This window comes from Blautia ammoniilytica (assembly GCF_025566965.1).
GTDB lineage: Bacteria > Bacillota > Clostridia > Lachnospirales > Lachnospiraceae > Blautia_A > Blautia_A ammoniilytica.
This window is the reverse complement of record NZ_JAOQJL010000016.1, coordinates 1-22,173: the sequence shown is the minus strand read 5'-3', so window position 1 is coordinate 22,173 and position 22,173 is coordinate 1. Positions and strand designations below refer to the sequence as shown.

Here is a 22,173-nt window from a genome sequence, read left to right as displayed (position 1 = left end):
GGAGGAAGAAAAATGGATTACAGTCAAATCAATGCAGCAGCAGAAGGCTACAAAGCAGACATGACCAGATTCTTACGGGATCTTGTAAAAATCCCGGGAGAAAGCTGTGGCGAGAAAGGCCATGTGATGCGGATCAAAGAAGAAATGGAGAAACTTGGCTTTGACAAAGTTCAGATCGATCCTATGGGCAATATCCTTGGTTTCATGGGAAGCGGCCAGACTCTCATCGGTTTTGACGCTCATATCGATACTGTAGGTATTGGTAACAGAGATAACTGGGAATTTGATCCATACGAAGGCTACGAGACAGACTCTGAGATCGGCGGCCGTGGAACCTCTGACCAGATGGGCGGTATTGTTTCTGCTGTTTATGGTGCAAAGATCATGAAAGATCTTGGTCTTTTAAATGACAAATTTCAGGTTGTAGTCACCGGTACTGTACAGGAGGAGGATTGTGACGGTCTTTGCTGGCAATACATCATCCATGAAGACAAGATTCGTCCTGAGTTTGTTGTATCTACAGAGCCTACAGACGGCGGTATTTATCGTGGACAGCGTGGACGTATGGAGATCCGTGTAGATGTAAAAGGTATCTCCTGCCATGGCTCCGCTCCTGAGCGTGGAGATAATGCTATTTATAAGATGGCTGATATCCTTCAGGATATACGTGCCCTCAACGAAAATGATGCAGCTGATGAAACACAGATCAAAGGCCTGGTTAAAATGCTGGATGAGAAATACAATCCAGAATGGGAAGAAGCACGTTTCCTTGGAAGAGGTACTGTTACTACTTCTGAGATCTTCTTTACTTCCCCAAGCCGCTGTGCAGTTGCAGATTCCTGCTCTGTATCCCTTGACCGCCGTATGACCGCAGGCGAAACCTGGGAAAGCTGCCTGGATGAGATCCGTGCCCTTCCTTCCGTAAAGAAATACGGAGACGATGTAAAGGTTTCCATGTACGAATATTCCCGTCCTTCCTGGACAGAACTTGTATATCCTATTGAATGCTACTTCCCTACCTGGGTCATTCCCAAGGATCATAAGGTTACAAAAGCACTTGAGGATGCATACAAGGGACTGTATGGCGAAGAACGCCAGGGCAATGATGTAACATCCCAGCTTCGTAAATCCCGTCCTCTTACCGACAAGTGGACCTTCTCCACAAATGGTGTAACCATTATGGGACGTAATAATATCCCATGCATCGGCTTTGGACCTGGTGCAGAGGCACAGGCTCATGCTCCAAATGAAAGAACCTGGAAAGATGACCTTGTAAGATGTGCAGCTGTATATGCAGCACTTCCAGGCAATTACTGCAAATAATTATTTTTCCGCAATCAGGGCCGGGATCCGCACCTGTGCGTCCCGGCTGTATACCAGATAATCCATCATAAAACATACAAGGAGAATGATAATCATGAAAACATTACAGGATTATATTGACAAATTGAACAGCCTTAATTTTAAAGAAATGTACAACAACGATTTCTTCTGGACATGGGATAAGACCGATGATGAACTGGAAGCTGTTTTCACTGTTGCTGATGCACTTCGCTTTATGAGAGAGCATAATATTTCTACCAAAGTATTTGAAAGTGGTCTTGGGATTTCTATTTTCCGTGATAATTCCACACGTACCCGTTTCTCCTTTGCTTCTGCCTGCAACCTGTTAGGCCTTGAAGTACAGGACCTGGACGAAAAGAAATCTCAGATCGCTCACGGCGAAACAGTACGCGAAACAGCAAATATGGTTTCCTTCATGGCTGATGTGATTGGTATCCGTGATGATATGTATATTGGCAAAGGACATGCTTACCAGAAAGAATTTATGGATTCTGTTACAGAAGGCAATCAGGACGGTATCTTGGAGCAGCGTCCTACTCTTGTAAACCTTCAGTGTGATGTAGACCATCCTACCCAGTGCATGGCAGATATGCTGCATATCATCCATGAATTTGGCGGTGTTGAGAACCTGAAAGGTAAAAAGATCGCTATGTCCTGGGCATACTCTCCTTCTTATGGCAAACCTCTTTCTGTTCCTCAGGGCGTGATCGGACTTATGACACGTTTCGGAATGGATGTTGTTCTTGCTCATCCGGACGGATATGATGTAATGCCAGAGGTTGAGGAGATCGCACGTAAGAATGCACAGGCTTCCGGCGGTTCTTTCACAAAGACCAACAGCATGGAAGAAGCATTCAAAGATGCTGATATTGTTTATCCAAAGAGTTGGGCTCCGTTTGCAGCCATGGAGAAGCGTACCAACCTTTATGGTGAAGGTGATTTCGATGGCATTGACAAACTGGAAAAAGAACTGCTTGCTCAAAATGCAGAGCATAAAGACTGGGCATGCACAGAAGAGCTTATGAAAACCACAAGGAATGGAAAAGCTCTTTACCTTCACTGCCTGCCTGCAGATATCACAGGTGTAAGCTGTGAAACCGGTGAGGTTGATGCAAGTGTATTTGACCGCTACAGAATCCCGCTTTACAAAGAAGCAAGCTTTAAACCTTATGTTATTGCAGCTATGATCATGCTGTCTAAATTTGAGAATCCTCAGGACATCCTGAAAAAGCTGGAAGTGAAAGCAGCTCCCAGAATCATGGCATAATACCCCGTTGGGGAGTGGGAGGTTTGTATGTATCAGAGAAAACGAATCGTAATCGCTCTTGGCGGTAATGCATTGGGAAATACCCTTCCTGAACAGATGATTGCTGTAAAAACTACTGCCAGGGCTCTCTGTGATCTTATTGAGGAAGGACATCAGGTGGTGGTTGTCCACGGAAACGGTCCGCAGGTAGGCATGATCAATAATGCTATGTCTGCCCTTTCCAGAGAGGATGATACCCAGCCTAACACGCCTCTTTCCGTATGTGTTGCTATGAGTCAGGCCTATATTGGCTACGATCTCCAGAACGCACTCAGGGAAGAATTGCGGAAGCGTGGTTTTATGCGCACTCCTGTAGTAACAGTTGTCACCCAGGTCAGGGTAGATCCGGATGACCCTGCCTTTGCCAATCCCACAAAGCCGATCGGCAAATTCCTTACCAAGGAAGAGGCCGAATATCAGGCAAAAGCCTATGGTCACATCATGCGCGAGGATGCAGGCCGTGGCTACCGGCGTGTGGTAGCATCACCTAAGCCTGTAGAGATTGTTGAACAGGATGCCATCAACAGCCTGGTGGATGCCAATAAGATCGTGATTTGCTGCGGCGGTGGCGGTATTCCAGTAATCCTGAAGGATCATCATCTGAAAGGTGCATCCGCAGTGATTGACAAGGACTTTGCCAGCTGTCTTCTTGCAAAGCAGCTGGATGCCGATATGCTGATCATCCTTACAGCAGTTGAAAAGGTAGCCATTCATTTTGGCACCCCTGATCAGAAATGGCTGAATGACCTTACAGTATCCCAGGCTCGTAAGTACGTAAAAGAAGGCCAATTTGCTGCTGGCTCCATGCTTCCCAAGGTAGAAGCAGCCATTGATTTTGCCGGCTCCGGTTCCGGACGTACAGCACTGATCACGTTGCTTGAAAAGGCGAAAGAAGGGATCCAGGGGAAAACAGGAACCCTGATTCATCTATAAAACAACCTGGTAATAGTAACTTATTGAAATAAACAGGTTGCCTGGTATCACATCACCAATACATTTAACGTCCACGTAATCAAAAAGGAGTTATCCCAATGAGAAGAAAGGTGCTTACACTTCCGCTCCCATTTCGGATAACTCCTTTTGTTTTCTTATGATCTGCCGGACAGTTCTGGTGAATAATCAATGTCCAGTAATTCCTGTGGATCCCTTATCTGATAATAAAACACATCCTCCGGATATTGACGGATCAGTACCTTCCCGCCCTTGTCACCGGTAAGTTTTAAAAGCTGAGGGTAATACCTGCTGCCAAAAATACATGGATTACCCATTTTCTCCTGAAAACAGCACACACCCATGCCCTTCCCTGAAAGAAGAAATCCATCCACCAGTTCCTTTACACTGCCGGCTGTAAGGCCAGGCTGGTCTGCCACCATAAAAAGACATGCATCTTTGTGAAGATTATGCTGCAGTCCCACCTGCATGGAAGAAGCGATCCCTAGGTCAGGAGCCGGATTCATATAGACTGGAAATCCCTGGCTGATGCATGCTTCCAGGATCTGTTCATACTGAGTCACAACCTGCACCTGACAGTTTACTTTCAGCAACCCTGCAGCTTTCTTTAATGTATCCAATCCATAACTATACATAGGCTTTCCATTTACAGGATACAATAGCTTATTCTGTCCAAAACGGCGGCTATATCCAGCCGCCAGTAAAATTAATGCAAGTTCTGTTAGTTCATGCTGTCTCATTTTTTATACTTCCCCATACAGCCGTTGTACCCTTTTCTTCCAGGCATCTGGCAATGTTGGCTGCTTCTTCCGGGTCTACCAGTACATCTGCCTTATTCAGGTATACACGATAAATACGTTTTTCCACATTCTTAAATAAACCATGTATAGATGATGCGATCTTTACAACATCTTCACCAGTTACTGGTGCATCCATATTTTTCTGTAAAAATACGGATGTTTTCTCTGCTCTGTGGGTCACTTCCCGAATAGGATGACCAAGACAGTCCAGCCCGATCACGCTGATCACAATATGTGCAAACCCCGGGATCACCGGTTCCCATTCCTCTGGTACCTTCAATGGTTTATGTTTTGCTCCATCAGCCTCGATCAGCATTACATCGCATAAATCTTTAAGCTCCCGTAGCTGTTGTTCTGGCAAGGCTGTTATCTTATTTTTCTCTGGATCCAGTCCTGCTGCCACCACATATTTATATTGCTCCAGGCACGCCAGCACCTGGTGCCTGTTGCCATCCTTGGCAAATGGTCTGTCCTTTTCCCATTCCATATGCGTGGTTGTAGCGATCACCACAGTTTTATCCATAGCCGTCAGCTCCTGACACAGACGGTAGATCAAGCTAGTCTTCCCTCCGCCTCCAACAACAGCGATCACTGGATCGTTCTGGATATCCAGATCAAGAAGATCCAGAAAATATTCTGAATAATGCATCGGCTCCTCCTTTATGGAAGTATATGCTCTCCAAGCAGGATCTCAATCACACTTCCTGCTATACATCTGGCTTTATCTGATATGGTAAAACAGTTCTTTTTTTCTTCTTTTCTGGGATCAATATCAGCAATCTTCATTCCTTTAAAGACATGATATCCATCACGTATGATCCCTCTCAGCACACCTGTGATTGAAGCCGGTACAGGCACTTCTCCTACATAGGCAAGAATCTGTCCCTTCTCCACCAGATCTGCAATCTGGCTCTTTACATGGATGATCCCTGCCTCCGGAGAATGGAGCACACGCTCCTTGCTTACTCCCCCTACCATACCTGGCACGCCTGTATTAGGCTGTGCATAATCGTCCTCTATGATCCTGCCAAGATCATGTCCACGCATCGTTTCCACCACATAGTCCACATCTTCTCCAGCCAGAAAGCCTGGACCAAGACCAATGGTTACAGGTGCCATTTCTTTCCTTGTTCCAAGATTTTTCTTTGCAATGATTCCATCGATCAAAGCTGCTGGTGTCTGGCCATCCAGCCCGGTCTTAAGGCATGCCGCCTCCGGATCTACCAACAGCGGAATCTGTCTTTTTTCCCACACTTGCCTGCATTGGCTAATATCTTCGATCCTGCTGCAAAGCACACCTTCCACAAAGGCTTCTCCATCATATACAGCTTCGCAAAAAGCTACTTTCCTGCGGATAGCACTTGGCTTTTCACACTCTAATATAAGGACTTTATATCCGCACCGGAAAAGCCTGTGGATCACCCCAGTGGCCAGGTCACCGCCACCTCTTACAATAATATAATGCTCACTCATTATTCTGAAGATTTTCCTTATTTACTTTTTCTACTGCATTCACAATGTTCTCATATCCGGTACATCTGCACAAATTCCCTGCCATGTGCTTGCGGATAGCATCTCTGGACAGTGGAATCCCTTTTTCCAGGAGCACTGTGGCAGACATAATGAAACCTGGAGTACAAAAGCCGCACTGTACAGCTCCCTCCTCTATAAATGCCTGTTGGATCCTTGTAAGCTCTCCGTTCTTCTCCAGGCCTTCCAAGGTACGGATCTCTTTGCCATCAGCCCAGACAGCCAGATAAATGCAGGAATCAATGGTCTCTCCATCCAGTATCACTGTACAGGCACCACATTCTCCTACCTCACATCCTTTTTTCACAGAGGTAAGTCCAAGACGATTTCGTAACATATCCAGAAGAGACTCTCTTACATCCACATATTCCGCTACAGGCCGTCCATTTACTGTACATTGTACCAGTCTCATTTCTTTTTTCATGCTCTGTCACCTCCCTGCAGACGGATGCTTTCTTCCAGCGCCCTGGCTGCAATCTCACCGCCGATCTGAAGTCTGAATGCCCTGGATGCCCTCCAGGAATTCCTGGGATTGATTTCCTTTCGTACCAGTTCTTTTACATTGGTATAAAGCTCCTCCCCAATCTTCATTCCCTTCAGTGCCTGCTCTGTTTCCCTGCACCGAAGGGGTACAGGTGCTGCCACACCAAAGGTGATCCTTACATCCTTCAACGTATATGTATCAAGGTCTACCGCACTTACTACACTGCAGCTTAAGGTTGCAATATCCATGGCATTACGCATGGAATATTTAATATAGTGGCCTTTATAACCTTCATATTCACAGGCAGGGATCACAATGTGGGTCAGCAGGTCCCCAGGGTGAAGATCTACTTTTCCAGGACCCAGATAAAACTCCTGGATAGGAACCAGCCGTTCTCCCTGATCATTTCGGATCAGCAGCATTGCGTTTAAGGAAAACAGTGTAGGTGCACTGTCTGCGCTGACAGCCCCATTACATACATTGCCCCCGATGGTACCGATATTCCTTACCTGAGGACCTCCTACCTGATCTACTGCCTCACCAAGTACAGACAAATGCCTAGTGATCAAAGGATCTGCTGTCACATGGGAGAAAGTAGTGCCTGCCCCGATCCAGATATCCCTGTTCTCCGCCATCCATACTCCCTGGATCTCCCTTATATCCCGGATACTCACCAGGGAAGTACCTGCCATTTTGCCTTCCCGGATCTTGATCAGCACATCACTGCCTCCGGAAATAACTCTGGCATGGGGATGTTCTTTCAGAAGCTTTACCGCTTCCTCTATGGTTGACGCCTGATAATAATTCTCAATATCATACATTTTTCAGTCCTCCTCAATCATCCCACAACTGGTATAAGTCCTGCCCTTTGGAAGGCTTCGATCAGCCTTTGAGGCGTAAGCGGATTCTCATTAAATGCTACACCGGTTGCATGAAGTACTGCATTGCGAATAGCTGGCGCCGGAGGAATAGCAGGCGGCTCACCCAGTGCTTTATTGCCATATGGGCCTTCCGGATCGTCCATCTCTACAAAACCTGCAGTCAGATCCGGCGTATCCATCATGGTCATCATTTTGTAATCCAGAAGAGTGGCATTCAAAGGACGTCCTGTCTTTTCATCCAGAAGCAGCTGCTCAGACAGACCATATCCCATACCCATGGACATCCCGCCCTGAACCTGCATGGAAGCCAGCTGGGGATTCAACAGCTTCCCACTATCATGTACATTAATAATATTCAGTACTTTTACTTTTCCTAAAGCCATATCCACTTCCACTTCTGCAAACCCACAGCCTGTGGCAAGGGTATTTTTCTTTACCTGTCTTGAAACCTCAGCTGTAATTACAGAGGAATTCGTCAGGCTGTAATAGCATTCCAGTGCCAGCTGTTCAAGTGAAAGCACCTTCTCTCCGTTCTCCAGGATATATCCATGATCCAGTTCCAGCGTACCCACAGCCTCAGGAAGAAGCGTCTTGGCATAAGCAAGGATCTTCTCCTTCAAAAGCTGGGCACATTCCTTCACTGCTGTCCCTGTTACAAAGGACTGCCTGGATGCATAGGCACCTGTATCAAAAGGTGTAACATCTGTATCCTGCACAGAAGTGATATGGATATTCTCCAGCTCCATATGCAGCGTCTCTGCTGCCATCTGTGAAAATACCGTATCTGCACCCTGTCCGATCTCTGTTGCGCCTACCTGAAGCTGCACGCTGCCGTCCTGATTCAGAGACATTCTGGCTCCTGCGATTTCCAGGGAAATAGGCCATACTCCTGTTTTATAAGAAAACAGGGACATTCCCACTCCCCTTCGGATATTGCCTGTCTGGTTAGCATATTCTTTTCTTTTTTCTTCCCAGTGGATAAATTCTGCGCCTTTTTTCAGGCATTCAAAAATACCGTTAGAATGAGCTGCAATAGGCTTCAGGTATGCATCCTGGTAAAAGCCCTTGATCAGATTCTTCTTTCTGAATTCCAATGGATCCATATGGATGGCATATGCCACATCATCCATAAAACATTCCATGGCAAAATTTGCCTGTGGAATCCCATAAGCACGCATAGCACCACCTACAGGTGTATTGGTATAAATGGTATATCCCTCTGCCCGCACATTAGGACAGCCATACTGAAGGCGCCAGGCGGTAAGCCCGTTAGCTACAATGGCATGTCCATGGGAAGCATAGGCACCCTGGTTAGAATAAGCATGCATATCCTTTGCTATCAAGTGGCCATCTTCATCCACTCCAGCAGCCAGATCATACTCTATGGAGTGTCTTGTTCTGGTATTTACAAAGGTTTCCTCTCTTGTAAGCTCCAGCTTTACAGCACGCCCTCCTACAGCCATCGTAAGAAAGGCATTTAAAGGCTCATACAGCACATCCTGTTTATTGCCGAAGCCACCGCCAATATAGGGTTTGATCACTCGTACCTTCCCCCACGGGATTCCCAGTGCCTGACCGATCACCCTGCGCACAATATGCGGGATCTGGGTAGAGGATACTACTACGATCCGGCCATTTTCCATATAAGCATAAGAAATATTATTCTCAATATGACAATGCTGTATAATAGGTGTCTTATAGCTAGCTTTCACTACAACTGCCGCATCCTTCATCCCCTGATCCACATCTCCAATTTCATAATCTGAATGTGCCAGGATATTATCCTTTTTCTCCTGGTGTATCGGAGGATTACTTCCTTTCATGGACTCTCTTGGATGGATCTGCACAGGATATTCTTCATATTCCACCTTGATCAGCCGCAAAGCCCTGGAGGCTGTCACTTCATCCTCTGCTACAACCGCTGCAATATCATCTCCATAATACCGTATACGTCCGGTAAGCAGATTACGGTCTGACACATCCTGATGTGCAGTTTCTACAGACCATGGATGCCCTGGTGTAGGGTAAGGATGTGTGGGCACATCTTTAAATGTTACAATCTTTACCACACCGTCCAAAGCCTCAGCTTCACTGGTGTCAATGGAAATTACCCTGCCATTTCCGATGGTAGCATGATAAACCTTTGCAACCAGACAGTGGTTCAGAATCATATCATCTGTAAACCTGGCTCTTCCGGTCACCTTGTCGTAAGCATCCACTCTTGGTACACTTTTTCCGATCATAAGCTTCACCTTCTTTTTTCATAGCTTTGTTAATATTTTAAAAGAGCCAGACAGCTCCCTGCCATTTCAGGAACCGCCATTGGCTCTTTATCTGCTTCTATTTCTTCCTCTCATAGGGAGTATCAGAAAGAGGAAGGGACGTCCTGAACTTTCCATCATAATGATAGTAGGCTGCTGCAATAGCCGGTGCTGTTGGTATAGATGTGATCTCTCCGATTCCAATGGCCCCTCCTGCTACATTCAGCCCTTTTTTCTCTACAATAATACTCTCTACCAAAGGTATTTTGTTTGCTTTTGGTAATCCCAGTGTACCATATCTGGCTGTTGGTTTGCAATCTGTAAGAGGATATTTTTCTGTAAGTGCAAATCCATAAGACATGATCACACCGCCTTCGATCTGCCCTTCCACAGACAACGGATTCACTGCTTTTCCCACATCATGGGCAGCTACGATCTTTTCCACCATTCCGTCCTCATTCAAAATACATACCTGGGTAGCATATCCATAAGCCACATGGGAAACCGGATTTTTCAGATCACTTCCCATAGGATCTGTTTTCGCCAAATATTCACCTATATATTCACTGCCTTCCAGATTAGAAAGATCTGTTCCTTCCAGAGCTTTTTTCATTTTTTCACAGGCTCGTATACAAGCTTCCCCTGTAACAAGAGTCTGCCTGGAACCAGAGGTAGTACCTGAATCCGGTGCACTATAGGTATCTGACCCACTGTAACAGATCTTTTCTCTTGGAAGTCCCAGATGCTCTGATACCAGCTGCACCAGAACAGTTCCTACCCCCTGTCCGATGCAGGATGCTCCTGCGTGGATCTCCACACGCCCGTTCTTCACAAACAGCCTGCATCTGCCCCAGTCTGGCAGCCCTACTCCTACACCCGCATTCTTCATAGCACAGGCAATGCCGGCACCTGGATGTTCATCAAATACTTTCTTTACTGCTTCCAGTGTTTCACAAAGGCCAGTGGATGCATCCACAATCTGACCATTAGGAAGCTCCTGTCCGGGCCGTATCCCATTCCTGTACCTGATTTCCCAGTCACTGATTCCTACCTTCTCTGCCATTTTGGTAAGGAGCATTTCAATTGCAAAACAGGTCTGGGTCACACCAAACCCTCGAAAAGCACCTGCAGGAGGATTATTGGTATAATACGCTTTACCATCAATATCAAAATTCTGATAATTGTATGGCCCGGATGCATGCGTACAGGCTCTTTGCAGCACCGGTCCGCCAAGAGAGGCATATGCTCCTGTATCTGCGATCACACTTGCCTTTACTCCCTGGATGATCCCATTTTCATCACACCCCAGCGTAAACTCCATATCCATAGGATGGCGCTTTGGATGGATCAGGATACTTTCTGCCCTGGTAAGCTTAACCTTTACCGGATAACCGGACAAATAAGCGATCATAGCAGCATGATGCTGGACAGTCACATCCTCCTTGCCGCCAAACCCTCCGCCTACCAGCATATTCCGTACACGAACCTTTTCTGCCGGGAGTCCCAGAACAGTCATACATTCCTGCTGTGTATCGTAAACGCCCTGATCCGTAGAATAAACGGTCACACCGCCATCTTCATCCTTAACTGCCACTGCACACTCCGGTTCCAAAAAGGCATGCTCTGTCCATGGTGTTTGAAAACTGTCTTTCACCACATAGGCAGACTGTGCAATCGCCTGATCTGCATTCCCCCTGTGTACATGCCAATGAGCCATAAGATTATCCTTTTCTGACTCATGAACCTTAGGTGCTTCCGGCCTCATAGCCTGATATGGGTCTTTAACCATAGGAAGCTCTTCATACTCTACACGGATCAGTTTTTTGGCCTCTTCAAGGATCTCCGGTGTGCGGGCTGCCACAAGGGCAACCGCATCTCCCAAATAATGAACCAGCCGTCCCACCGGAACCAATGTATCCCAGTCTTTTTTCAGATGTCCGGTTTTAACATTGCCTGGAACATCTTCTGCTGTATAAACATCGATCACTCCTGGAAGTGCCTTTGCCTCCTCTGTGTGAATAGCAAGAACCCGTGCCCTGGGATAAGCTGCCCGAAGGGCGCTTCCATAGATCATTCCCTCAAACTCCAGGTCATCCGGATATTTACCGGTTCCCAGTACCTTTTCCTGTACATCAATCCTTGGAACTCTCTCTCCCATCTTCCAAGTATAGGAAGGAGTGGCTGGAAGCCCTTCCCGCAAATATTTCCCTGCAAGAAGGATCCCGTCAATGATCTTTTTGTAACCTGTACAGCGACAAATATTATTCTTGATGGCATCTGCAGCATCTGCTCTGGAAGGATCCGGATTTTTGTCCAAAAGCCCTTTTGCACTGATGATCATCCCAGGAATGCAAAAACCGCATTGCACGGCACCTGCTTCCCCAAAGGCTCTTACATAAATCTCCTTTTCCTGCTCACTTAGACCTTCCACAGTCAGGATATGCTTTCCTTCAAGCTTGGAAAGTCTGGGGACACAGGCTTTCATGGGCTTACCATCGATCAGGACATGGCAGGTACCACAGGCGCCTTCGCTGCATCCGTCTTTTACTGATTTTAATTTACATACATTTCTCAGGAAAGGAAGCAGCTTCCCATCGCCTTCCTCCTGATATTCCTTTCCATTTACATAAAAACGGTACATAGATCCCTCCCATATTTTCCGGAACCTGAACGATCTACTTTACGGAATCAGATAACTATAATCACAAATCACTGCAAGTATCAGTTTTCTAAGGTTTTCGAATAATGGATCCTCCGGATCGTCTGCCTTGCATTGCTTTTCTGTACCCAGAAAACGGACTTTGCAGATCCGATTCTCATGATCCAGTACAGTAAATCCGTCATTTTTGCTGTCTGCCATGTCAGCTTCACTGGCAAATAAAGTAAACTTGTCTTTATATGGTGCACTTGCATATGGACAGAAAGTGCCGCAGTTCCCGCATTCATTACACATATAATCAACATGGATCACCTGGTCTTTCTCCATGCCAGGCACATGAATGGAAATATTGGCTCTGTTTGGACATACATCCACACAATTCTCGCAAACCCTGCTGCAATCCAGACATCTGTCTGCCTCGGATGAAGCCTGTGCTTTTTCACAAAGAATACCTTTCTTTTTATAGCAATCTTCATTTGTTCCCTGATCCGGATGCTGGCTTACGATGTCTTTTTTCAAGATATCCTTTGCTGCTAACTGAGCATCACGAATGCCCTCTACAATGGTAGCTGCTCCTCTGGATCCATCTCCTACTGCATAAATCCCGGCCACACTTGTCTCACAGGTCTGGGTATTCAGGCGAAGTCTGCCCTTTTCATTCACAGCCAGTCCATTTGCCTGATAAAACTCTGTGGGTACATTTTCACCAACTGCTGCAATCACAGTATCTGCTGGAACCTGCATCCATTCATCCGTTTCTTTTACACCTGCACGGCCAGATTCGTCTGCCTGGGTCAGTTCCATTTTTCTGCAAAGGAGGCTGCCATTTTCAAGACTAACAGGTGACAGAAGTTCACAAAACTGAATACCCTCACCAAGAACTTCCAGCAATTCATCCTCAGCTGCCGGCATATATCTCTTAGTCCTTCTGTATACAAGTGAAACCTTTTCCACGCCTTTCACACGGCTGGCTGCCCTTGCTGTATCCATGGCAGTATTGCCGCCACCGATAACTACTACATTCTTTCCAAGGGAAAGTTCTCCATTCTTTTCTTTATATTCCCTTAAAAATTCAAGTGCATTTCGAACTTCTCCCTTTTCCAGAGAGAGAATGCCGTGTTTGTGTGCACCTACTGCAAGAATTACAGAATCAAATCCTTCATCTTTCAGTTCCTGAACAGAACCAATTGCCCTGCCTGTCTTTACTGTCACACCAAGTGCTTTTATGAAGGACAGATCCTTTTCAATGTCACTGTCTGTAATACGGAACTCCGGGATCACGTAACGGATCACTCCGCCCAGCTGTGCCTCTTTTTCAAAAATAGTTACATCCGCTCCCTCTCTTGCAAGGAAGTAAGCTGCAGCTATACCTGCCGGGCCACCGCCTACAACAGCTGTTTTTTTACTGATAGCAGCCTTCGCCTTTACATATGGAAGCACACTTTCGTATCCGTTTTTGGCAGCCATTAGCTTTGTTCCGCGCACGTCCACCGGCTCTTCATAAAAGTTCCTTGTACATTTTGTCATACAATTATGTGCACACAAGGTACCCGTAATAAAAGGAAGTGGATTCTTATCCAGAATCACTTCAAGAGCTTCTTTATATCTGCCTTCCCCAGTCAGCCGGATATACTCCGGAATATCCTGATGGATAGGACATCCTTCCTGACAAGGTGCATAAAAGCAATCCAGAAGCGGAACCTGCTGATCACTCTTTCTTACAGGAAGAGGCTTAATGCTCTTTAAATGGTGTTGATCTTTTTTCGCTTCTTCAGCAAGGGCAGACAGCTTCTCCACCTGTACACCCTGCCATTTCTCCAAAGGCTTTTCCATTACTTTTTCTGCCATCTGGGTAAATCTCTGATATCCGCCTGGTTTTAATAAAGTAGTAGCTACTGTTACCGGCCACACACCACAGGAAACGATCTTGTCAATGTTATAATAATCAGCTCCTCCTGAATAAGCGATCCGAAGCTTTCCTTTAAACTGTGCAGAAAGCTTTGCTGCAAGTGAAATAGACAGCGGGAACAAAGACTTCCCGGACATATACATTTCTTCACTTGGAAGCTCACCTCTGGTCACATCCACAGGGAAGGTATTGGTGATCTTCACTCCGAATTCAAGCCCAAGCTGACTGGAAAGCTCTATCAGTCTGGTCAGCATAGGCACAGCATCCTCATACTGCAGATCATCCAGGAAATGGAAATCTCCAAATGCCATGTAGTCGTATCCCATCTCATCCATAGTCTTTCTGGCAAATTCATAGCCCAAAAGAGTAGGATTGCATTTAATAAATGTATTTAAATGCTTTTCTTTCAGCAGGTAATCTGCAATACTTTCGATTTCCTTTGGCGGACATCCATGCAAAGTAGAAATCGTAGCTGAATTACAGACTGCAGATGGGATCCTCTTAATATCTTCTGCATTTACATGCTGAAACAGGTCTGTATGATCCAGAAGCCATTCCTGGCATTCTTTAAAAACAGCGGTATCCTTTGCTTCCTTCATGCCTTCGATAAAGGCATCGATCTTAGGAGTCTTGATCCCTGCCAGATCATATCCTACGGAAATATTAAACTGGAATCCGTCCTGTCCTCCCAGTTCAAACTCTTTGGCCATTACATGAAGCAGAAACCATGCCTTAATATATTCTCCCATTGCATCTGGTACTGTCAGCTCAGTAGACCACTCACAGTTATATCCCTCGTCCTCAGCAAGGATACATGGCTTATTAATACAGGAAGCCAATTCCTGTCCATCCATCTTCTGCACAGTTTTAAGTTCAAAGAATCGTGCTCCTGCATAATATGAAGCTACAATATTCTGAGCAAGCTGAGTATGGGGGCCGGCTGCCGGCCCAATTGGATTCTCCAGCTTCCTGCCAAAAATCTCTCCGCCTTTCCCAGGATCTGCCTTATAAGCCCTATGCACTCCAAATACAGTTCCTCTTGATCTTTCTTCCTCCAGGATCCACTCCATCAGCTGTCCAAAGGACATACATGTCATAAGATCACTCATTCGTCTGCCTCCTATTTCCCACTGTTAATATCATCTGCCAGTTCTTTCGCAGACTGTCTGCAGTCTGCCATCACCTTCTCCACATCACATACCAATACTTCTCTGTCCTTCATCAGCACTTTTCCATTGCAGATGGTTGTTACAACATCTCTTCCGGTTGTACCAAACAGAAGATGACCGTTCACATTGTCCCCACGCATTGGTGTAAGAGGATCATAATCCATTACGATCACATCCGCTGCAGCACCTTTCTTCAGTACACCCAGCTGTTTCTTAAAGTATCTGCCTGCGATCACTGCATTATTCTCAAACAGCATTCTGGGAACCTCTGCCCAGGCTGCATTAGGATCGCAAAGGCTATGCTTGTGAAGGATATTTGCCACCTTCCAGGACTCCAACATATCATGGGTATATCCGTCTGTTCCAAGCCCTGTAACAATTCCTTTATGTACCATCTCCATAGTAGGAGGACATCCACAGGCATTTCCCATATTGGATTCCGGATTGTGTACAACCATAGTATCTGTGTCTTTGATAAGATCCATCTCATGCTCATTCACATAGATACAATGTCCCAGAAGAGTCTTGGGTCCCAGGATATTCCAATCATATAACCTGTCCACGATCCGCTTATTATGCTCTTTCAGGCACTGATGAAGGTCATAGATCCCTTCAGCCACGTGAATATGGTAACCAACACCTTCCGGCTTCAGTTCATTACAAAGCTCCATTGTCTGATCAGAAATCGTAAAGGATGCGTGCATACCCATCATAGCTGCGATCATATCGCTGTCATCTGCCAGGGCGTGTTTGATAAAATTCACGTTCTCCATAACAGACTCCCTGGACTTATCCATACCATCACGGTCAGAAATCTCATAGCACAGGCAGGTACGGATCCCCAGATCCCTGGCTGCGTCCTCTATAGCACTTAAAGATCCTGTAATATGCCCGAAACTGGCATGATGGTCGAAAACAGTTGTTACACCGTTGCGGATGGAATCAATATAGGTAGCATAAGCGCTGAGCCTGGTCTGCTCCAGCGTAAGATGCCGGTCGATCGTCCACCACTGTCCATCCAGAATATCCAGAAAACCAGATGGATTGTACCCCTTAATAGAAAGCCCTCTGGCAAAGGCGCTGTAAATGTGCTCATGTGCATTAATAAATGCAGGCATGATCAGGCCACCTTTTGCATCAATGTATTCTGCCCCTGGACAGGCCTTTTTTACTTCTTCCGTATTGCCCACCATGTGGATCGTATTGCCATCTATGGCCACTGCCCCATTTTCAAAGAATATGTGAGATTTGTCCCGTGTGATCATTCTTCCATTACCAATAATAAGCATATTTACCTCCTCCTTTTTTATTTAACTGATTTTTTTAGGAATACTCCATATTTTATAGTATCAATTTATCATAAATTTGTATAAATTTCAATGGAACTTGCAAAAAATTTTTTTGATATTCTTAATTTTTTTGTTGGAATGTACAAGAAGGCAAAAGGATGATTTCCTTTTGCCTTCTTTCTCTCATTCATATGCGTATTTTAGGATCAGCCGCCGATCTCCCTGACTCCATGCTTCTGGATCAAGAACTACATGAAAGCCCTTTCCGTTCTTTACATGCCATTCATAAAAGGATCTGTGCTCATCGCAATATTCCTCCATAAGATTCATAATGGTGCCGCCATGCACTACCAGACCTGCTCTTAGTATCTTACGGTTGATACATTGCTGCACTGCTTTTCCAAATCCGTCAAAGCATCTTTTCTTAAAAGCCCCTCTGCTTTCACCTCCTGGAAATGGAAGCATCCCATTAGAATCAATCCACTGCTGATAATGCTGATTACCAGACAGTTCCTTATAATTTTTATTCTCAAACTCTCCGAAATCACACTCTGCAAGTTCCGGAATAACATACGCCTCATGTTCCGGAAAAAGAATCTGTGCAGTCTGCAGACACCTCTTTTTAGGACTTACAAACACTGCATCTATTTCCGGATATTGAAGAGTTTTAAGAAACTCTATCCCCTCCACACAAAGAGGCTCATCTGTCACTCCAATGTACTTGCCGGATTTGTTTCCCTCTGTCTGCCCATGACGAATCAGCCACAAATCAAGCATCTTTGATCACCGTTCCTATTCCACATATCACTCTTGTCACTTTCCGGCTGTAGGATGCAAGAACAGTGCAGATCCTTCCTGTCTTCTCGCGGTATGCCCGGTCAAAAGCATCTACAGGAACAACTCCATAGCCGATTTCACAGGAAGTAAGGATCAGATTTGGATTTCTTCTTATCAATTCCTCTCCAAATCCTTCCAGATCTTGTCCTGCCTGCATTTCCTTTCGGATAAACTCATGAAGATTCAAAACACCTGATGCTGTAAAAATCTCGTCTGCGCCCAGATCTCTGCCTTCTCTCCAGCAAATTTCAGGATGCTGTTTTTTTGCATAATCGCTTTTTCCCTGAAAAGCCCCTCCGATGATCAATTCCATTTACTTTCTCCCTGGTTTCATTTTATTATTCATTATATAAAATTAGAGGCAATAGCCAGGATCACACACATCCCGGCCTCACAGGTACAAAGGAAAAACCCTGCCAGATCCCCTGTAATCCCTCCAAAAAATTTCATGGCCATATGATGATACCAGACAAAAACCGCCAGTGCGCCAAGAAAAGCCAGGATTCCTAAAACAGGCTGTACCAGTACCATAAGAGCAAGCAAAACTGCCAGATAAATGACCAGCACATTCCGAACCGTAATATCTTCTGATTTTCTTGAGAACTCTGCAACTGTTCCATCTTTTCTTGCTTTTGGAAATGTAACCACGCTGATCCCGGAAAAACACCTGGAAACCATAAAGCCCATTGCCATGATCAGCAGCGCTTTGCCGTTTCTCCACATCTGACTGTAAGCCCCATACCATGTAAGGAAATAAATACCTGCTGTGATCACCGCGAAAGCTCCTGCATTGGAATCCTTCAGGATCTCCAGCCTGCGCTCACGGCTTTGCCAGGAGCTTAATGCATCTGATGTGTCCAGAAGACCGTCCACATGGATCCCTCCTGTAACCAGTACTGGGATCAAAGTGAGAACTACTGCCACAAAGCTGCCATTATATCCACAATACTGCCCTGCATATCCTGCCAGCCAGGTGATCAGCCCGATCACTGCACCTATAAATGGAAAAAAGCAGAACATATACTTGATATTTTCTTTATCCCAGTCAGTTACAGGCATAGGGATCTTGGAATACATAGCAAACGCCGCCTTAAAATTATTCCACAGTTTTTTCATCAGGTACACATCCTCCTTTCAGATATACCGGAATCCCATATACAACTTCCGTCACTTCATCTGCTTCCCCGGCAATCTGACGATTGATCTCTCCCAGATAGCTTTGATAAAGAGCGGTCTCTCCCAGATACTGGGCAGTTTCCGAAAAAATTTCATTGGTCACGATCACCAGATGCTGTACACTGTCACGAAGATGTTTTACCCCTTCCATCACTGCTTCCACAGTTCTTTCATGGGCACCCTCTTCCTGAAACATTTCATTGGCAGTCAGATTGGACATGCATTCCAGAAGCACTACACTGTCCGGATCCAGCTTTAGTCCCTTAAGATCCGTATATCTTTCTACTGTTTCAAAACCTTTTCCTGCACGCATCTGTCTGTGCCGCAGGATCCTTGCATCACTTTCTTTATCAAAAGGAAACATGGTAGCGATATAAATCCGTTTTCCCTGTCCAAAAGACAGGATCTTTTCTTCTGCATAGGCAGATTTCCCGCTTCCACTGCCTCCTGTTACCAAAACCAGCATTATTTTAAGTTCCTCATATTCAGCATGTTCATCGTTTCTCCATGTGGCTATTTCAATTCTTCATATTGTTCTACATGGATATCCTCAAAGGTACTAAGCGTATTGTAAAGCTTTGCACCCATATCCAAAAATGGAAATAGCGCTACTGCCCCGGTGCCTTCCCCAAGACACATGTCTCCATGGATCACCGGATCCTTTCCCAGTGCCTCCATCAAAAGCCTGGAAGCCGGTTCCTTTGACATATGGCTAGGAATCATATAATCACCTGCCAGTTCACACATTTTCCTGGCTGCAAGAGCTGCCACACAGGAAATAAATCCATCCATAACAACCGGCATACCAAGAGCTGCTCCTCCAAGATAAACTCCGGTAAGTCCTGCAATGTCCAGTCCTCCTACCTTTGCCAGCACATCTACTGGATCTTCTGGATCCGGCTGATTCAGCTGGATCGCCTTCTCTATGGTGCGGATCTTCCGTAAAAGTCCTTCACTGGAAAGCCCGGCTCCCCGGCCTGTCATCTTTTCTACCGGCTGACTCAAAAGAACAGATGCCACTGCACTGCTGGTGGTGGTATTCCCAATGCCCATCTCGCCGGTAGCCAGTATCTGGTATCCCTGGCCTTTCAGTTCCTCTGCCATAGCGATCCCGGCACGGATCGCCTGCTCTGCCTGTTCTCTTGTCATGGCAGGACCCTTTGCCATATTCCTGGTGCCATAAGCAACCTTCAGATCCCTTCTTGCCAGTGCATCTGTTACCATACCAATATCTACCGGTTTCATATCCACACCGCACTCCTGGCACATCACGCATACAGTAGAAGTGCCGCGTACAAAATTATCCGCCACAATAGCAGTCACTTCCTGTCCTGTCTGGGTCACGCCCTCTTCCACAACACCATTATCCGCGCACATTGCAACCAGTGCTTTTTTATGTATATCTACGTTAAATTTCCCGGTGATCCCAGCGATCTGTATGATCAGATCCTCCATCTTTCCCAGGGAATGTAAAGGCTTTGCAATACTGTCCCATCGTTTCTTTGCTTTTTCCATGATCTGCTGATCCAACGGCCGGACAGCAGCAATGGTTTCATTTATTGTCATCTTTTCTCTCTCCTTACTTCTTTCCTGTGGTAAACACAAGGAATTTACTGAATATGTAATTCAGCACAAGTACCACAAACTGGGTGGCAAATTTCCCTAACATATCATTCATATGAAGCTGTTCTACCAGAAGCCATACGCCGCCCACCTCGATCACCATAGTTGCCAGCCTGGCTCCGATAAACTTGCCAAAAGGCTTAATGTGATCCTTCAGGGTCTCACATTTATCCTGAAATACATATTTTGAATTTACCACATAGGCAAAAAGAATGGCAAGGATAATCGAAATAAGATTAGCTGTATTCAGTTCCGTACCTGCTTTACGCAGGATATAAAAGCTTACAAGATTAACCATAGTGGTGCAGCCGCCAAAAAAGACATACCGCACCACATCATTCTTATATAGTTTTTTGATCAGTTCCTTCATTTTACTGTTGCTGTTCTCCTGTTCCACGTAATATCTTTGATACAATATACCTTGGCCGTTTCTTTACTTCTTCATAAATCTTCGCAATATAATAGCCTATAATGCCAAGGCTTAACATCACAGCACTTCCGATCATAAGAAGCACGATCAACGTAGTAGTATAACCCTCTACAGCCCGGCCGCCAAAGAACTGCACAAGAGAATAGATCAAAAGTACCAGTGAGCAAAGGAAGCATGCTGCTCCTGCTATCGTAACAAACTGCAGGGGCACAGTCGTAAATGCCACAATATTTGTAAATGCATATTTGATCAAAGACCAGGTGGACCATTTGGATTCACCTGCTTCTCTCTCCTGAACATAAAATCCAACGGTAGTTGTTTTGTATCCTACCCATGCAGACTCGGCCCGGAAAAACATATTCCGCTCCGGCATCGACAAAATACTGTCTACCACCTTTCGATCCATCATCTTAAAATCCGAAGCATTCTTCATGTCAATTCCGGTAGCCTTGGACATGATCCCATAAAAGAAGCCTGCACACTCCTTATGGAGCACGCTTTCCTTGCCTCTGGAGAGCTTCACTCCCTCGATCACTTCATAGCCCTTCTGCCACAGTGCGTACATCTGAAGCAGCGTTTCCGGCGGATGCTGCAGATCACAGTCCATCACCGCTACTACATCCCCTTCTGCCTGTGCAAGCCCTGCACAGATAGCCGCCTCTTTTCCAAAGTTCCTTGAAAAATGAATACCCACCACATTTGCATCCTTAAAACCGGCCTTTTTGATTTCTTCCCATGTGTGATCCTTGGATCCGTCATCCACAAGAACCAGTTCATAGGCAATCCCTGCTTTTTCCAATTCTTCCTTTAATACTTTGCAGGTTTTCCCAACCATCAGTTCCTCATTATATGCGGGGAGGACAATTGACAGTCTGCTCATAATATAACCTCCAGTCCATAATTCCAGTCAAATTTAACTTCCCCATTATATTACAATTCCATGATCCAGGCAACAACGTTCCTGATTCTTCAGAAAAAGTTAAGAATAGGCACAAGCTTATTCTTAAAAAAAATGAAGAATAGTAGTAATCTTTCACAAATTTCAGGAAGCGGTTATATTGATCCACATTGCAGGCCGCACACCAAAGTCCAGATTATCCACAGCTGCACCATAAAAACTGGTAACTCCGCTTTCAGATACATAATTTGCATTTTTTTGTAAAAATCCCGGAGAACGCAGCCACCAGCTGCAGTAACCATAGTCAAAATCTGTTGTTCTCTCCACAGCTGACACTCCCTGCGCCAAAGCATATTCTGTAGGTTCAGCCTGTTTTTCCTGTGAGGTAGGCAGGCATTCTTCTGCTTCTTCCTCACTTAGCAGAAAAATCCTGTCTGAAGTATCTTTTTCTTCCATGAAGAGCTTTTCGTCGCCAAAGGTTCCCCTGTACTTTTCCAAAGAATCTTCATCCATATATTTAACATCTTTTGTGACATGCTCCCACCACTTAAATCTCAGATTTTGAAGTGGGGGCTTCTTGCTCAATGGCTCTACTGAGCCAAGTATCTACAAGCTATCCTCGCGTG

20 protein-coding genes are annotated in these 22,173 nt (G+C 45.4%); 3 read left to right on the top strand and 17 right to left on the bottom strand.

Going from position 1 to position 22,173, the window contains the following annotated elements; genetic code table 11:
* Positions 1 to 12 precede the first annotated feature (12 nt).
* The 3 genes from OCV61_RS09370 to arcC all read left to right on the top strand — a co-directional run bounded on the left by OCV61_RS09370 (position 13) and on the right by arcC (position 3,583).
* Entirely contained in the window at positions 13 to 1,323 is a 1,311-nt protein-coding gene (locus OCV61_RS09370; RefSeq protein ID WP_158421582.1) for a YgeY family selenium metabolism-linked hydrolase, read from the top strand.
* A 94-nt stretch (positions 1,324 to 1,417) separates the two neighbouring features.
* Positions 1,418 to 2,611, top strand: coding sequence for a knotted carbamoyltransferase YgeW (gene ygeW / locus OCV61_RS09365; protein ID WP_158421581.1), 1,194 nt, complete (start codon positions 1,418 to 1,420; stop codon positions 2,609 to 2,611).
* Between the two features lie 27 nt (positions 2,612 to 2,638).
* On the top strand, positions 2,639 to 3,583 hold the full coding sequence (gene arcC / locus OCV61_RS09360; protein ID WP_158421580.1) for a carbamate kinase: 945 nt from the start codon (positions 2,639 to 2,641) through the stop codon (positions 3,581 to 3,583).
* A 155-nt stretch (positions 3,584 to 3,738) separates the two neighbouring features.
* On the opposite strand, the gene OCV61_RS09355 is transcribed toward arcC, so the two are convergent.
* From OCV61_RS09355 to OCV61_RS09275, 17 genes are all read right to left on the bottom strand, one after another.
* The gene (locus tag OCV61_RS09355) at positions 3,739 to 4,341 is read right to left on the bottom strand and encodes a nucleotidyltransferase family protein (protein ID WP_158421579.1); all 603 of its coding nucleotides are present in this window, start codon (positions 4,339 to 4,341) and stop codon (positions 3,739 to 3,741) included.
* Positions 4,328 to 5,050, bottom strand: coding sequence for a selenium cofactor biosynthesis protein YqeC (gene yqeC / locus OCV61_RS09350; protein ID WP_158421578.1), 723 nt, complete (start codon positions 5,048 to 5,050; stop codon positions 4,328 to 4,330). The genes OCV61_RS09355 and yqeC overlap by 14 nt, the downstream gene beginning before the upstream one ends.
* A gap of 11 nt (positions 5,051 to 5,061) precedes the next feature.
* Positions 5,062 to 5,874 (bottom strand): selenium-dependent molybdenum cofactor biosynthesis protein YqeB, encoded by an 813-nt coding sequence (yqeB, locus tag OCV61_RS09345; RefSeq protein ID WP_158421577.1) that lies wholly within the window; start codon positions 5,872 to 5,874, stop codon positions 5,062 to 5,064.
* Positions 5,867 to 6,355, bottom strand: a complete 489-nt coding sequence (gene xdhC / locus OCV61_RS09340) for a xanthine dehydrogenase subunit XdhC (RefSeq protein ID WP_158421576.1) — start codon at positions 6,353 to 6,355, stop codon at positions 5,867 to 5,869. Before xdhC ends, yqeB begins: the two co-directional genes overlap by 8 nt.
* Positions 6,352 to 7,236: a xanthine dehydrogenase subunit XdhB gene (gene xdhB, locus OCV61_RS09335; protein WP_158421575.1), complete on the bottom strand. Its 885-nt coding sequence runs from the start codon at positions 7,234 to 7,236 to the stop codon at positions 6,352 to 6,354. The genes xdhC and xdhB overlap by 4 nt, the downstream gene beginning before the upstream one ends.
* A 17-nt stretch (positions 7,237 to 7,253) precedes the next feature.
* Complete coding sequence (gene xdhA, locus OCV61_RS09330; RefSeq protein WP_158421574.1) at positions 7,254 to 9,539, bottom strand: xanthine dehydrogenase subunit XdhA; 2,286 nt, start codon at positions 9,537 to 9,539, stop codon at positions 7,254 to 7,256.
* A 97-nt stretch (positions 9,540 to 9,636) separates the two neighbouring features.
* Positions 9,637 to 12,198, bottom strand: a complete 2,562-nt coding sequence (gene xdh, locus OCV61_RS09325) for a selenium-dependent xanthine dehydrogenase (RefSeq protein WP_158421573.1) — start codon at positions 12,196 to 12,198, stop codon at positions 9,637 to 9,639.
* A 39-nt stretch (positions 12,199 to 12,237) separates the two neighbouring features.
* On the bottom strand, positions 12,238 to 15,234 hold the full coding sequence (gene ygfK, locus OCV61_RS09320; protein WP_158421572.1) for a putative selenate reductase subunit YgfK: 2,997 nt from the start codon (positions 15,232 to 15,234) through the stop codon (positions 12,238 to 12,240).
* 11 nt (positions 15,235 to 15,245) lie between these two features.
* Positions 15,246 to 16,583 (bottom strand): putative aminohydrolase SsnA, encoded by a 1,338-nt coding sequence (gene ssnA, locus OCV61_RS09315; RefSeq protein ID WP_158421571.1) that lies wholly within the window; start codon positions 16,581 to 16,583, stop codon positions 15,246 to 15,248.
* Between the two features lie 183 nt (positions 16,584 to 16,766).
* Positions 16,767 to 17,360 (bottom strand): histidine phosphatase family protein, encoded by a 594-nt coding sequence (locus OCV61_RS09310; protein WP_158421570.1) that lies wholly within the window; start codon positions 17,358 to 17,360, stop codon positions 16,767 to 16,769.
* Positions 17,353 to 17,733, bottom strand: coding sequence for a bifunctional adenosylcobinamide kinase/adenosylcobinamide-phosphate guanylyltransferase (locus OCV61_RS09305; protein ID WP_158421569.1), 381 nt, complete (start codon positions 17,731 to 17,733; stop codon positions 17,353 to 17,355). Before OCV61_RS09305 ends, OCV61_RS09310 begins: the two co-directional genes overlap by 8 nt.
* 32 nt (positions 17,734 to 17,765) lie before the next feature.
* Complete coding sequence (cobS, locus tag OCV61_RS09300; RefSeq protein ID WP_158421568.1) at positions 17,766 to 18,536, bottom strand: adenosylcobinamide-GDP ribazoletransferase; 771 nt, start codon at positions 18,534 to 18,536, stop codon at positions 17,766 to 17,768.
* Positions 18,517 to 19,062: a bifunctional adenosylcobinamide kinase/adenosylcobinamide-phosphate guanylyltransferase gene (locus OCV61_RS09295; RefSeq protein WP_158421567.1), complete on the bottom strand. Its 546-nt coding sequence runs from the start codon at positions 19,060 to 19,062 to the stop codon at positions 18,517 to 18,519. The genes cobS and OCV61_RS09295 overlap by 20 nt, the downstream gene beginning before the upstream one ends.
* Before the next feature lie 47 nt (positions 19,063 to 19,109).
* Positions 19,110 to 20,162: a nicotinate-nucleotide--dimethylbenzimidazole phosphoribosyltransferase gene (gene cobT / locus OCV61_RS09290; RefSeq protein WP_158421566.1), complete on the bottom strand. Its 1,053-nt coding sequence runs from the start codon at positions 20,160 to 20,162 to the stop codon at positions 19,110 to 19,112.
* 13 nt (positions 20,163 to 20,175) lie between these two features.
* Entirely contained in the window at positions 20,176 to 20,589 is a 414-nt protein-coding gene (locus OCV61_RS09285; protein ID WP_158421565.1) for a GtrA family protein, read from the bottom strand.
* A 1-nt stretch (position 20,590) separates the two neighbouring features.
* Complete coding sequence (locus tag OCV61_RS09280; protein ID WP_158421564.1) at positions 20,591 to 21,529, bottom strand: glycosyltransferase family 2 protein; 939 nt, start codon at positions 21,527 to 21,529, stop codon at positions 20,591 to 20,593.
* 162 nt (positions 21,530 to 21,691) lie between these two features.
* On the bottom strand, positions 21,692 to 22,060 hold the full coding sequence (locus OCV61_RS09275; RefSeq protein WP_262582770.1) for a DUF6273 domain-containing protein: 369 nt from the start codon (positions 22,058 to 22,060) through the stop codon (positions 21,692 to 21,694).
* Between the last annotated feature and the right edge of the window lie 113 nt (positions 22,061 to 22,173).